At 67.8% G+C, this 12503-nt stretch carries 12 protein-coding genes; 2 read left to right on the top strand and 10 right to left on the bottom strand.

The features are described from left to right. Positions 1–5: 5 nt before the first annotated feature. From XAN126_RS0112230 to XAN126_RS0112215, 4 genes are all read right to left on the bottom strand, one after another. Positions 6–644 carry an ABC-type transport auxiliary lipoprotein family protein gene (locus XAN126_RS0112230; RefSeq protein ID WP_024278882.1) on the bottom strand — a complete coding sequence of 213 codons (639 nt, stop codon included), beginning with the start codon at positions 642–644 and terminating at the stop codon, positions 6–8. Between the two features lie 7 nt (positions 645–651). Beyond that, positions 652–1575 (bottom strand): MlaD family protein, encoded by a 924-nt coding sequence (locus XAN126_RS0112225; RefSeq protein WP_024278881.1) that lies wholly within the window; start codon positions 1573–1575, stop codon positions 652–654. Between the two features lie 92 nt (positions 1576–1667). Next, the gene (locus XAN126_RS0112220) at positions 1668–2474 is read right to left on the bottom strand and encodes an ABC transporter ATP-binding protein (protein ID WP_024278880.1); all 807 of its coding nucleotides are present in this window, start codon (positions 2472–2474) and stop codon (positions 1668–1670) included. A gap of 6 nt (positions 2475–2480) precedes the next feature. Next, complete coding sequence (locus tag XAN126_RS0112215; RefSeq protein WP_280938303.1) at positions 2481–3593, bottom strand: MlaE family lipid ABC transporter permease subunit; 1113 nt, start codon at positions 3591–3593, stop codon at positions 2481–2483. Between the two features lie 312 nt (positions 3594–3905). Between XAN126_RS0112215 and dgcA the strand changes: the two genes are divergently transcribed. Next, on the top strand, positions 3906–4886 hold the full coding sequence (gene dgcA, locus XAN126_RS0112210; protein ID WP_024278878.1) for an N-acetyl-D-Glu racemase DgcA: 981 nt from the start codon (positions 3906–3908) through the stop codon (positions 4884–4886). On the opposite strand, the gene XAN126_RS0112205 is transcribed toward dgcA, so the two are convergent. From XAN126_RS0112205 to XAN126_RS0112190, 4 genes are read right to left on the bottom strand one after another with little or no spacing between them, the layout of a single operon-like run. After that, on the bottom strand, positions 4838–6040 hold the full coding sequence (locus XAN126_RS0112205; protein WP_024278877.1) for an MFS transporter: 1203 nt from the start codon (positions 6038–6040) through the stop codon (positions 4838–4840). The two genes, dgcA and XAN126_RS0112205, sit on opposite strands and share 49 nt — an antisense overlap. Positions 6041–6045: 5 nt before the next feature. Then, positions 6046–7047 (bottom strand): threonine/serine dehydratase, encoded by a 1002-nt coding sequence (locus XAN126_RS0112200; RefSeq protein ID WP_029877095.1) that lies wholly within the window; start codon positions 7045–7047, stop codon positions 6046–6048. Further along, positions 7044–8111 (bottom strand): glycosyltransferase family 1 protein, encoded by a 1068-nt coding sequence (locus XAN126_RS0112195; RefSeq protein WP_024278875.1) that lies wholly within the window; start codon positions 8109–8111, stop codon positions 7044–7046. Before XAN126_RS0112195 ends, XAN126_RS0112200 begins: the two co-directional genes overlap by 4 nt. Beyond that, positions 8111–8923: a UDP-2,3-diacylglucosamine diphosphatase gene (locus XAN126_RS0112190; RefSeq protein WP_024278874.1), complete on the bottom strand. Its 813-nt coding sequence runs from the start codon at positions 8921–8923 to the stop codon at positions 8111–8113. Before XAN126_RS0112190 ends, XAN126_RS0112195 begins: the two co-directional genes overlap by 1 nt. A gap of 617 nt (positions 8924–9540) precedes the next feature. Between XAN126_RS0112190 and XAN126_RS0112185 the strand changes: the two genes are divergently transcribed. Then, complete coding sequence (locus XAN126_RS0112185; RefSeq protein ID WP_024278873.1) at positions 9541–10389, top strand: fumarylacetoacetate hydrolase family protein; 849 nt, start codon at positions 9541–9543, stop codon at positions 10387–10389. Between the two features lie 34 nt (positions 10390–10423). Here XAN126_RS0112185 and XAN126_RS0112180 read toward each other — a convergent pair whose 3' ends face one another. Both XAN126_RS0112180 and XAN126_RS0112175 read right to left on the bottom strand, forming a co-directional pair. Further along, a complete protein-coding gene (locus XAN126_RS0112180) occupies positions 10424–12085 on the bottom strand; it encodes an SDR family oxidoreductase (RefSeq protein WP_024278872.1) in 1662 nt (553 codons plus the stop codon). Further along, positions 12078–12485 carry a DCC1-like thiol-disulfide oxidoreductase family protein gene (locus tag XAN126_RS0112175; protein ID WP_038226167.1) on the bottom strand — a complete coding sequence of 136 codons (408 nt, stop codon included), beginning with the start codon at positions 12483–12485 and terminating at the stop codon, positions 12078–12080. The genes XAN126_RS0112180 and XAN126_RS0112175 overlap by 8 nt, the downstream gene beginning before the upstream one ends. Between the last annotated feature and the right edge of the window lie 18 nt (positions 12486–12503).

Genomic DNA, 12503 nt, shown 5'->3' with positions numbered 1-12503 from the left:
TCGGTTCAGAACTTGGTCGAAGCCCAGCGCACCATCTGCACCAGCACCTGCTCCTGCGCCTGATCGAGGGCGGCGGTGGCGGCGGGGCCGGCGGATGAGGCGGCCGGCACGGCGGCGCGGAACACCTGCGCCGCCAGAATGCGGCCGCTCTGCGTTCCGATGAGCTTGGCGGAAATCTCCACCACAGCCACCGGCCCCTGATCGGTAATGCGCAGCGCGAAGGTGCGGATGTCCGTCACCAGCGTGTAATCGGCATTCACGCCGTCGCCGGGACGGGCAACACGGCGCAGCTTGCTGGCATTCTCGAACGCCTGGATGGTGCGGGCGTGCAGCAGCGCCGGGAGATTGTCGCTCCACTGGGCATCGGCGAGGTAGGCGACCTGCCCCGCTCCGGGCTCCACCATGATCTTGTCGGTGTTGAGCACGGCAAGCGCCGTCGGCGCCACCACCACCAGCTGCCCGTTGCCGCTACCGCCGGCCGTAAAGCCGCCGGGCGCCGAGAGATTGTAGGTGGGAGTCGGGGTCGAACCACAGGCGGCGAGAGAGAGCGCGGCACCGACAAACAGGGACGCGGCAAGCAGGCGGCGCGCCAAGGAAGCGGCCTGGGTGAGCACAGCGGTACGGGAGACGGGAACGTCGCTCATGATCGGCTCATCGCCCGTATTTCGGAATGGAGTTGCCGCCGCCCAGGATGAATTGCTGAGGGTTGCGCTCGATGCCCCGCAGCACGCGGTCGATCTCGCCGAGGGTGCGGCGTCCGTCGGTGGCCAGCGCCTCGAACTGCTTCAGGCCGGGCCCGGTGAAGCGGCTGATCTCGGTGGTGAGGAGCGCCGTCCGCTGATCGAGATTGTCCGCCAGCTTGCGCACGGACGTGGCGGCCTCGGTGGCCTGGTTGAGCAGGCCGTTCTTGTCCTCAGTGGCAGCCTGGAGACTGGAAACCACCTTGTCCACCCGCTCCGCCACACCGTTAAGCTGCTTCACCAGCGCGTTCGACTGCTCGATCACGCTCGTCACATCGTCCGACTTGGAGGCGACCGCCTGGGCGAAGGTGTCGATGTTGTGGATGATGTTCTTGATCTCGTCAGGATTGATCGCGTCGAGAAGAACCTCGATCTTCTTCGCGGCTCCCTGCGCGGTATTGATCAGGCCCGACATGCCGGCCCCGCCATCGGACGCGATGCGGGGATAACCGTTCGGGCCCGGAGGCAGCGGGGGGGCGCCCGGTTTTCCGCCGCGGATCGACACCGCGATGATGCCGGTGAGCCCTTGGGATTCCAGGCCCGCTCGCGCATCGGAGAGAACCGGCACCTTGTTGTCGATGCCGATCTGGACCAGAACCTGCCCCGGCTGCCCCGGCACGAGGCCGAGGCTCGTCACCTGGCCGACCGGGATGCCGTTGAACAGCACCGAGTTGCCCTGGCGCAGGCCGGCCACCGAGCCGTCGAAGACGATCTCATAGACCTTGCGGGCCGTGGAATCGTGCGGTCCGGCGAACCAGTACACGAAGCCGAACGCGGCCGCGATGACGGCGAGCGTGAAGGCTCCGATGATGGTGTAGTTGGCCCGTGTTTCCATGCCTCATCCCGGTTCCGTTGCAGCCTGCCCCGCTTTACCGGCCCGCTCCTTTTCCTGGCGCACCCAAAGGCGCGCAATTGCCTCGATCGCGCCTAACGGCGCGCGCTCTGAACAGCCCGTGCCCGCGTGCCGTGGAAATAGGCCCGCAGCCAAGGGTGCTGTTCCGCCATCATGTCCTCGATCGTCCCCGCCGCGATCACCTTACCGTCAGCGAGCGCCGCGATCCGGTCGCACACCGTGTGCAGGCTGTCGAGATCGTGCGTTACCATGAAAACCGTAAGCCCCAAAGTCTGTTGCAGCGTCCGGATCAGCTCGTCGAAGTCGCCCGCGCCGATCGGATCAAGGCCCGATGTGGGCTCGTCGAGAAAGAGGATTTCAGGGTCGAGCGCCAGCGAACGGGCAAGTGCCGCGCGTTTTATCATGCCGCCGGAAAGCTCGGAGGGTAACTTTTCGGCCACATCGCATTTCAGGCCGACCATCTCGATCTTGGTGAAGGCAATCTCGTCCAGAAGCCGTTGGGATAGCTTGAGATTTTCCCGAAGCGGGAACTGGATGTTCTGCTTCACCGTGAGCGAGGAGAACAGCGCGCCCTGCTGGAAGAGCACGCCCCAGCGCCGCTCCAGCGCCGAGCGCTCGCGCTCGGAGAGGTCGTCGAGATTCTGCCCGAACACCTCCACCGTGCCCGAGGTCTTCGGTACGAGGCCGAGGATGGTGCGCGTCAGCACCGACTTGCCGCCGCCCGACGTGCCGACGAAACCGAGAATTTCGCCGCGGTAGACGTCGAGATTGAGGTGGTTCAGCACCACCCGGTCGCCGAATCCCACGACGATGTCGTGGACCCGGATGATGGCTTCCCGGCCGCTGGTCTGGAGTGTGGAGGGGGAGGTCTGCGCGTCCATGGCCGCTCACATGTCGATCGCGGCGAAGAACATGGCGAACACACCGTCCATGACGATCACAAGGAAGATGGCCTTCACCACCGAGGCGGTGGTGTGCTCGCCGAGGGATTCGGCGCTGCCGCCCACCCTCAGGCCTTCCATGCAGGCGACAAGGCCGATGGTCGCGGCCATGAAGGGCGCCTTGTACATACCGACCTTGAACTGATCGAGATCGATGGCGAGCTTCAGCCGATCGAGGAACACGTCGGGCGTGATGCCGCCATAGCCCCAGGACACCAGTCCGGCGCCGAAAATGGCGGACATGGAGCCGATGAAAGTGAGCAGCGGCAGGGCAATGACGAGGGCCAGGATGCGCGGCACCACCAGCACCTCGATGGGATCGAATCCCATCACGCGCAACGCGTCGATCTCCTCGCGCATGCGCATGGAGCCGAGTTCCGCCGTGTAGGCGCTGCCCGAGCGGCCGGCGATCATGATGGAGACGATGAGCACGCCCAGTTCGCGCAGCACCAGCACGCCGACCATGTCCACGACATAGATGTCGGCGCCGAAGCGGCGGAAATTGAAGATGCCCTGCTGCGCCAGGATGCAGCCGATCAGGAAGGTGATGAGCAGGATGATGGGCACGGCGCGGAAGCCCACCCGGTCGACCTGGTTCACCATGGAGGTGAAGCGGAAGCTGCGCGGGCGCGCCACCACCCGCAGCAAGGCGGCCACAGTGGCACCGACGAAGTTCAGCAGCGAAAGCGCGTCCTTGGCGGCGTTGACGACCTCGTGGCCGAAGCGCTCCAGAATGCCTTCGTGCCGGCGCTTGGGCGGCACCGGCTCGTGCCCCATGCGGGCGAGTTCGTCCAGGAGCACCCTGTAGCGCGGTGCCAGCCCGACGACCTTGGGCTCGATGCCTGCGCCCACCCACGAGCGGCGCAGCCGCTCCAGCAGCAGGGCGCCGAAGGTATCCATGCGCTCGACAGAGGCGAGATCGATCTCGACGTCCTTGGGCTTGGCATAGGAATGGGCGGTATCGTTGACCGCCTGTTCCAACTCGTCGGCATATTCAGACGTCCACGCACCGCGGCCGGCCACGGTCAGGCGGTCGTCCTGGCTGTGCACGGAAATCAACGAGGCGTGCGGCAACGCGGCGTCTCCAAAGGCGACCGGCGCGATACGCCGGATGGTCTCAACCCCAGAACAGACTTCGGACCTTACCGTCCGCAGCCCTACCACGACACCTGCCGCGGTCAAACCGTCGCCCCGCTCTTCTTCGGCAGCAGCCCAGGCTCCTGCCGAACGCGCTCCCGCCCCGCAAGGCAAGAACGCAATCTAGCCATACAGATGAGTAGAGGCGGCGTCGAGATCAGCCAGGACACACCTCGCCACCATCGTCACCTGCCCCGCGATGGGCGGCGCGGAATCGGCTATTAAGCTTAACCCATGGCCGAACTGTCTCTCAGCGTCGAGCGCTTTCCCATCGCCGGCACCTTCACCATTGCCCGTGGCTCCAAGACGGAGGCCGTGGTGGTGGAGGCGCGCCTCACCGCAGGCGGCATCACCGGTCGCGGTGAGTGCGTGCCCTATGCCCGCTACGGCGAAACCGTGGAAGGCGTGGTCGCTGCCATCGAGCAGCTCAAGGCGGACCTTGCCGCCGGCCTCAGCCGGGAAATGCTGCAGCACCGCCTGCCCGCCGGTGCCGCCCGCAATGCCGTCGACTGCGCCCTGTGGGATCTGGAGGCGAAATCCTCCGGCCTCGGCTGCGCTGAACTGGCCGGTCTGCCGCCCCTGCGGCCGGTGGTCACGGCCTATACCCTGAGCCTCGATACACCCGAGGCCATGGCCCGCGCGGCGGCCGCCGCCACGGACCGCCCGTTGCTCAAGCTGAAGCTCGGCGCCCCCGGCGACCGCGAGCGCCTCGCCGCCGTGCGGGAGGCGGCGCCGGACAAGCGGCTCATCGTCGATGCCAACGAAGGCTGGAAGGCCGCCGATTTGCCCACCTTGTTCGATGCCTGCGCTGCCGTCGGCGTCGAACTCATCGAGCAGCCCCTGCCGGCCGACGACGACCGCCGCCTCGCCCGGATCGACCGGCCGGTGCCGGTCTGCGCCGACGAGAGCGTCCACGACCGAGCCGGGCTCGCGGATCTGCGCACGCGCTACGACGCCATCAACGTGAAGCTCGACAAGGCGGGCGGCCTCACCGAGGCGCTGGCATTGGCGGAGGCGGCGCACGGGCTCGGCTTCACGGTCATGGTGGGGTGCATGCTGGCATCATCGCTGGCCATGGCCCCTGCCCTTCTGGTCGCCCAGGGAGCGAAGTGGGTGGACCTCGACGGGCCACTGCTGCTCGCCCGCGACCGCATCCCCGGGCTTCACTACGAGGGCGCTGTCGTCTCCCCGCCCGAGCCCCTGCTCTGGGGCTGAAGCCGCGCGGCGGCGAGGGCCACGCCCGCCCCCGCCAGACCCAGCGCGCAGCCGGCCAGAAAGGCCATGGGTCCGAACGCGGCCCAGAGCGGCCCGGCGGCCACGTTCGCAGCGGACGACATGAGGCTCGAGGTCCAGGCGGCGGTGGTCTGCCCCGTGCCGGAGCGATGCTCGCTCACACCGCGGGTCACAAGATCGACCATGGCGAGATAGGTCCCCGCGAAGGTCAGGGCGTGCAACATCTGCAGCGGTAGCAACACGGCGAGGGGCGGATCGCTCGCCATCACCGCGAAGCGCACCACAGCCGCCGCGCCGCCGATGGCGATCATTCCATAGGCGCCAAAGCGACCCAGCAGTGGCCGACCGAAGCGGAACAGCACCATTTCGGCGGCGACCCCCACCGCCCACAGGACGCCGATGACCGTGAGCGAAATGCCCTCCGACCGCCAGTGGACGGTGGCGAAGAGGTAGAGCACCGCATGACTCGCCTGCACCAGCCCGGCCGCGACGATGCCGGCGAGGAAGCCGAGCCGCGCCCGCCGGCCCGTGAGGGGCGACGGCATGGGCTCGGCCCGCGGCAGTTCCGGCAAGGCGAAGGTCGCGAGCACATAGGACATATGGCCGGCGACCATGAGCAGGACGACCGAATCCGCGCCCAGCGCCCCGACAATCACGCCCCCGGCGAGATTGGCCGCGAGGAAGCTCGCTGAGCCCCACTGCCGCGCACGGCCATATTCCGCCCGTCCGGCCCGGGCAAGGCGCGAGGTGTAGGAATCCAGCAGCGAGAAGCCGGGGAACCACGCAGCCGACATGGCGCCGAGGATCAGGAGGATCGCCGGAAGGCTGAAGGTAAAGGCGAGAAGCACCATGGCCGCGACCGTGGCCATTCCCAAGAGGGTGAGCAGCGCCCTCGGCCGTCCCAGCCGGTCCGAGAGGAGACCGAGCAGGGGGGTCGCGGCAAGCCGGCTGAGCATGGGCACGGCCAGCACGAGACCCATGGCCTCCGGTCCCAGTCCCCGCGCCTGCAACCAGAGCGGCAGATAGGGCTGGAAGATGCCGAGGGCGATGAAGAAGGTGCCGTAGGCCGCCCCCAGCCGCAGCGCGAGCGCGCGCGGCGGCAGATGGCCCTGCCCGTTCTCCCCGGCCTCGTCCACGATCGTCAGGCGGCGGCGAGGCAGCGGGTGAAGGTTTCGGCATCCACATTGCCGCCGGAGAGCACGATCACCGCCGTGCCGCCAGAGACGTTGAGCCGCCCCTCCAGCAGGCTCGCCAGCGCCACGGCGCCGCCCGGCTCCACCACGAGCTTGAGTTCGCGGAAGGCGTATTCCACCGCCAGTGCCACCTCGGCGTCGGTCACGGACGCCGCCTCGCCGACGATGCGGCGGGTGATTTCGAAGGTGATGGCGCCGGGGGTGGGAGCCAGCAGCGCGTCGCAGAAGGAGCCGTCGGGCTGGGCATTGCGCTCGCGCACGCCGGAGCGGAAGGAACGGGCGTGGTCGTCAAAGCCCGCCGGCTCGCAGACCACCACCCGCGCCTGCGGCGCAACCCGCTTCACGGCGAGCGCGATGCCGGCCACGAGGCCGCCGCCGGAGGCATTGGCCGCCACGAGATCCGGCACGCGGCCGAGGGCGGCGAGGTCCTGCACGATCTCAAGGCCCACCGTGCCCTGCCCGGCGATGATGTGCGGATCGTCATAGGGCGGAACCATGATGGCGCCGCGCTCCGCTGCAATGGCGCGGGCGATGGCGTCGCGGTCCTCGGTGCGGCGGTCGTAGCCCACCACCTCGGCGCCGAGCGCCCGGGTCCGGTCGCGCTTCAGCGCAGGCGCGTCGTGGGGCATGACGATGACCGCCGGCATGCCGAGGATCTTCGCCGCGGCGGCAACGCCCTGGGCATGGTTACCGGACGAGCAGGCGACGACGCCGGCGGCGCGCGCCTCCTCCGGAATCTGAACCATGCGGTTGAAGGCGCCGCGGAACTTGAAGGAACCGGTGCGCTGCAACGTCTCCGGCTTCAGGAACACGTCGGCGCCGGTGCGCTCGCTCAGCACCGGCGAGAACACCAGCGGCGTGCGGACGGCAAAGCCGAGGAGCCGCGCGGCAGCGGCATCGACATCTTCGGCGGTCGGAAGCGGGGCGGACGGAATCTGGGAGGCGCTCATGCGCCGGAAGCTACCCGACGCCGCCGCCGAAGGCGATAGCGCCGCGCGATGGGCCCGATGTCATGCGCGATCAGCACGTTGTCGAGGAACTGCCGGGCACTTTCCCGCCACGTATAGCGCAGCGCGAATCGGCGGGCAGCAGCGGGCGACAGCTCCAGCGCCTTCAGGCAGGCGGTGCGCAGATCCTCGTCGAGGATACCCACCAGTTCCGTCGCATCGGCCAGCACGTCGGTCGGGCCGGTGACGGGATAGGCGGCGACGGGAAGGCCGCTCGCCAGCGCCTCCAGAAGCACGATGCCGAAGGTGTCGGTGCGGCTCGGGAAGCAGAAGACGTCGCAGGCGGAATAGACCTGCGCCAGGTCCTCGCCTTCCTTCGAGCCGAGGAAGTGCACGGCGGGGAAGCGCTCCTTCAGGCTCGCTAGGGCCGGGCCGTTGCCCACCACCACCTTGGAGCCGGGCAGATCGAGATTGAGGAACGCCTCGATGTTCTTCTCAACCGCCACGCGGCCGACGAAGAGATAGACCGGGCGCGGCAGGTTCAGCGTCGCCTCGGGGCGCGGACGGAACAGGTCCGCATCCACACCGCGCGACCAGCGCATCAGCCGCTTGAAGCCGCGCGCCTCAAGATCCCGCTCCAGCGTGGCGGTGGAGACCATGACGCCGCCGCCGGCATTATGGAAGGAGCGCAGCCACGCATAGGTCAGCCGCTCCGGCACCGGCGCGCGGGCGGCGAGGTATTCCGGGAATTTCGTGTGGTAGGAGGTGGTGAAGGTGCGGCGCGAGGCGATGCAGGCCCGGCGCACCAGGATGCCGATGGGCCCCTCGGTGGCGATATGCACGAAGTCCGGCTGCAGCGCCTCGATGCGCCGCATGATCATGCGGGGCGTGGCGAGGGCGAGCCTGATCTCGTTGTAGGTGGGCAGGGGGACGGTGCGGAAGCCCTGCGGGGTCAGGAACTGCATGTCCGCCCCGAGGTTCTCGGCCTCGCGGGCGGTATGCTCCAAGGATCGCACCACGCCATTGATCTGGGGATGCCACGCATCGGTGGCCACGAGAACCCGCATCAGGCCGCCGCGCGCGCCCCCTCGACGACCTCGCCCTCCTGGGCCGGCGCATTCTTCTCCAGCTTGCGCGTCCAGGAAATGATCTCGAGGCGGCCGTCCTCATGCTCGGCAACGGCGGTGCAGCTCTCCACCCAGTCGCCGCAATTGACGTAGCGGACGCCGAACTGGTCGTGGATGGTGGCGTGATGGATGTGGCCGCAGATCACACCGTCGACCTGATGGCGCTTGGCCTCCTCGGCCACCGCCTCCTCGAACTTGCCGATATAGTTGACCGCGTTCTTCACCTTGAGCTTGGCCCACTGGCTCAGCGACCAGTAGGTGAGCCCGAGGCGGCGGCGGATCTTGTTGAGGTAGGTATTGATGCCGAGGGCGGCGGTGTAGGCCCAGTCGCCCAGGAAGGCGAGCCACTTGGCGTGGCGCACGACCAGATCGAACACGTCGCCGTGGATCACCAGGTAGCGCTTGCCGTCGGCCGCCTCATGGATAGCGGTCTCCACCACCTCGATCCCGCCGAAGTGAGTGCCGTAATAATCACGCAGGAACTCATCGTGGTTGCCCGGCAGGTAGAGCATGCGCGCGCCCTTGCGGCCCTTGCGCAGCAGCTTCTGCACCACGTCGTTGTGCTTCTGCGGCCAGTACCAGTTCGCCTTCAGCCGCCAGCCATCGACGATGTCGCCGACGAGATAGACGGTATCGGCTTCATTGTACTTGAGGAAATCGAGGAGCAGTTCGGCCTGGCAGCCCTTGGTGCCGAGATGCACGTCCGAGATGAAGAGGGCGCGATAGCGGCGCGTTTCAGGACTGTCGCTCACGCCCGAATACCTCCACCTTCCGCGGCCCACCGGTGCGACCGTAACAGCCAGCCCCGGCTAAGGCGCCATCGTGGCACCGGTAAGGCGCCCCGCTCAAGTTCGCCGGCAGGCTGGCCCATTGACCTTCCCGAGGGGCCGGCGCACTTGCTTTCGACGCTTCGGACTTAGCCGGAGTCGTGTATCCCTTTTATGACGTCCGCCCGCGAAAAGGAAGGCCACCTGCCCAATCCTGCGACTTGCACAGATTAGATGCAGATCATTGCTGCCTCGGGAAGGCGGCTAACAGTCGAGGGTCGAATCGTCCAAGTCATTCCCTCCCGTGCCCGGTCGGGCGACCTGTCAAATCGCAACATCTCATCTCTGCCGGCGGGCGCGCGCGACCAGCGCTGACCGTCGAGGGGCGCATCCCGGGGCGCGGCATATTCGCCCCGCTCCTTTCGTCGCATGCGGCATGCGTCGCCTCGGGGGCGCCGACGCAGCGCCTGCCGGCGAAAATTATCCGTTCCACCATTGACCTTGGCCGAAGACCGCGCCAGCGTGCCCCCGCCTTGGACGGGGCTGATCCTGCACCGCCCACACCAGAACAACGCCATACAATTCCATCAGGAGCTCCCCCGATGAAGCTGGTCCGCTTCGGCGATTTTGGACGAGAGAAGCCGGGTCTAATCGATTCAGACGGCAAGGTCCGCGACCTGTCCGGCGTCATCGCGGATCTCAACGGCGAGACGCTCGCGCCCGAGAGCCTGAAGAAGATCACCGCCCTCGACCCCGCGTCCCTGCCGCTCGCGCCGGAAGGCGCCCGCCTCGGCGCCTGCGTCGCCCGTCCGGGCAATTTCGTCGCCGTGGGCCTGAATTTCGCGGACCACGCCGCCGAGACCAACAATCCCATTCCCGAGGAACCGGTACTTTTCAACAAGGCGCCGAACTGCATCGTCGGCCCCAACGACGACGTGATGATCCCCAAGGGCTCGCTGAAGCTCGACTGGGAGGTGGAGTTCGCCTTCGTCATGGGCAAGCGCGCCCGCTATGTCGAGGAGAAGGACGCCCTCGACTACGTGGCCGGCTACTGCATCTGCAATGACGTCTCCGAGCGCCATTTCCAGATCGAGCGCTCCGGCCAGTGGATGAAGGGCAAGGGCTGCGAGACCTTCGGCCCGCTCGGCCCCTGGCTCGTCACCACCGACGAAATCCCCGACACCTCCACCCTCGCCATGTGGCTGGAAGTGAACGGCGAGCGCGTCCAGAACGGCTCCATGAAGACCATGATCTTCCGCATCCCGTTCCTGGTGCACTACATCAGCCAGTTCATGGTGCTGGATGCCGGCGACGTCATCACCACCGGCACCCCGCCCGGCGTCGGCCTCGGCTTCAAGCCGCCACGCTTCCTGAAGGCCGGCGACGTGATGCGCGTCGGCATCGAGGGCCTCGGCGAGCAGCTGCAGACCGTGGTTCCGTTCAAGCTCTGAACGGAGATGGCGGCGGGGCATTGGTCCCGCCGCTTCACGCCATCGCATCGTCGGGCACCAGCCATCCCCGGTAGTGGACGACCCGGCCAAGCCCCGGGAGGGACACCTCCACATCGAACACCGCGCGGCCCTCGGCATCGACGCTCTCGGCCGTCCGGCTCATCGGCAGAAGCATGCGCGGCAGTGGAAGGCCGCAGCAGCGGCCGGCGACGACGGGATATGTGAGCCGACCAGCCTCTACCCTGAGCGCGATGTCGAAGCTGAGCGGCCCGAACCTTTCCCGCATCACTCCGCCACTGCCCGGAGAGAGCCGCGAGCGGAGCGTACGGCCGCCGAAGCGGCGCTCCCATACCTCGCTCCCCTCGTGCCGCTCCATCCGGACCGTTACAGGGACACGTTTTCCTCCTGTTGGAAATCCCACTAGCACCCGGATCAGCCGCGCCATGCGGCCGTGGCCGGTCTCGATATCCGCCTCCCCCCGCCACCGCCGCACATCCATGACCGTGTGCAGATCGCGCACGGCGGGTGGGAGCAGTCCGAACGCCGGCCCAAGCACTTCGGCGAATACGAGCGGAAAGCCCTTGGTCGTGCGATCCGTGGCAATATTAAAATTCGCCATGGCCTGCTCCGCCTCGCCGAGCGCGAATGCCGCCACACAAGGCCGCGCACCGGCGGAGACCGCGCCTGCCCGCAGTCTGCCGAGCATGACCCGGGCTGGGATAGCGGGCACGTGGGGGCCATCGCCGGCGCCAGCGACAAGAACCCAGTCACGCAACTCCATGCCCCCCTCGCACGTGAGGCCGGCCACGCGCACGCGCATGCCGCCCGTGTCCGAGCCGAACGGCTCCAGCCGCTCCGCCACCCATTTCAGCGCAGGCGCAAGGGTCGCGAGGGTCCGCACCCATCCCCAGCGCACGGGCAGGGACAGGAGCAGCAGTCCCCCGTGCATGATTTTTAGCTCAAGGCCCGCGCGGAATAGAACCGACCGCGCCTTGAAATAGCTTGGCAGAAGCGCGGGATCGGGTGCCGCGTTGAAGCTCGCCCAGCGTCCGGCAACCGGGCTTTTGCCCGGCACACGCAACGACACGCGCGATAGGCCGCTCCATCCCGGCACCTGCTCGGGCCGGCCGCCCCGCCACATGCGCGTCGGTCGGCCTGCCTGTCCGACGATGGCGCGTACCACGGAGAGGCCGCGCGGAGCGCGGTTGCCCGGCACGATGACCGTGTCGATCAGATGGATATCGGCCATGTCCGACGCGAGCTCAGCCACGGCGGCAGAGGACAGCGCCGGGACGCTCGAAACGCCGGAGAGAATGCCCAGGCCGGCCTGACGCGCGGCGGCGTCCAGCACGGCGATGCCGATCGTGAAGGCCGGGTCGTCGGACAGATCGAGATAGTGCGCCCCGGCCGCGATCGCCGCCTCGGCAACCCGGTAGGGCCGCGCACCGTAGGACTGGAACGGACCTGCGGCGTCGATGACGAGAAAGGGCGACAGGAGCGCAACGCGATCCGCCAGCGCCGGATCCTCCCGATCGATGACCTCGGGCCGGCCACCGTAGATGGCGCAGAAAGCGGATGCGGCGTTCCTGTCCCGTCCGGCAACGACGAGGTCAACCCGCTCGTCCCGCGCAAGCGCCATGCAGATACGAGAGCCGAAGACGCCGTAGCCGCCGAGGACGAGGACGGTCTCACGCAATGAGACGCGCCTTCAGCTCCGCCGAAGGGGCCGGGCAGGCCTGCCTGCCGAAGCGATAGCGGTTGCGGGCGACGAAATCATACAAGGGGTCGGCGATCACTTTGGGAATCCACCCGAGCGGAGCCAATACGGCCCATGGCCAGCCGAGCGCCCCCATCGCTGCCGCGAATGCTTGCAGACGCACATACGGGCGGCCGGAGACGATGACGATGTTGGTCTCCATCAGGTCCGCATCGAGGCCGTGCTGCGCATAGAGTGCCCGCCCGGGTGCCGACTGGGCTGTGACGAACAGGAAGCGGCGCTTGCGATCATGGCGGGCGATAAAGCGCGCGAAACCCGAGCAGAAGACACATGTGCCGTCGAAGACGATGAAGTTCTGGGTGGGCGGAATGGAATCCATGGACATCGCCTGTCTCCG

The sequence above is a fragment of the Xanthobacter sp. 126 genome, assembly GCF_000526175.1.
GTDB classification, from domain to species: domain Bacteria; phylum Pseudomonadota; class Alphaproteobacteria; order Rhizobiales; family Xanthobacteraceae; genus Xanthobacter; species Xanthobacter aminoxidans.
Note: the sequence above shows the minus strand (reverse complement) of the source record. Positions and strands in the feature narration are given on the sequence as shown.